Source organism: Streptomyces coryli, assembly GCF_011044975.1.
GTDB classification, from domain to species: domain Bacteria; phylum Actinomycetota; class Actinomycetes; order Streptomycetales; family Streptomycetaceae; genus Streptomyces; species Streptomyces coryli.
Genome location: NZ_JAAKZV010000607.1, coordinates 1 through 583, shown reverse-complemented (window position 1 = coordinate 583; position 583 = coordinate 1). Strand labels below are relative to the sequence as shown.

The 583-nt window shown below is 74.3% G+C and carries 1 protein-coding gene; it reads right to left on the bottom strand.

All coding sequences use genetic code 11. The annotated features are described in order from the left end of the window. Positions 1 to 90: 90 nt before the first annotated feature. Positions 91 to 583 (bottom strand): fructosamine kinase family protein (locus tag G5C51_RS42420; RefSeq protein ID WP_165246289.1); only part of this gene is annotated, 493 nt, incomplete at its 5' end.

Genomic DNA, 583 nt, shown 5'->3' with positions numbered 1-583 from the left:
GGGGTGCCGGGGGACATCGGCGGGTGGTTCCTTTCGGTACGACTGCGGTGCGGCTGAGTGCGGCTCAGTGCGACTGCAGGGCGGTGCGGCTCAGTGCGACTGCAGTGCGGCACGGGCGGCCGTCCCGCACTGCGCGCCGTACCCGCCGCCGAAGAGGGCGGCGTGGACGAGCAGGTGGTGCAGCTGGTGCAGCGGGACGCGGGCGCGGCGGCCCGGGATCGGGCGGACTTCCTCGTACGCCCCGAGGATCTTGTCGAGGTGCGGGCAGCCGAAGAGCTCGAGGAAGGCGAGGTCGGTCTCCGGGTGGCCGCCCTGCGCGGCGGGGTCGATGAGATACGGGCGGCCGCCGGCGGCGGTGAAGTGGACGTTGCCGGACCACAGGTCGCCGTGGATGACGGCGGGGGGCTGGGGCGGGCCGCTGACCTGCTCGTCTCCGTCGTACAGCCGCTCGCAGAGGCGCTCGACGGCGGCGGCGTCGGCGAGGGTCAGGGCCGCGTTGTCAGTGGCGCGGCGTAGAAAGGGGAGCAGGCGGTAATCGGCGTGGAAGCGGGGCCAGTCGGCGGGGGAGGCCGGGGGATGTACG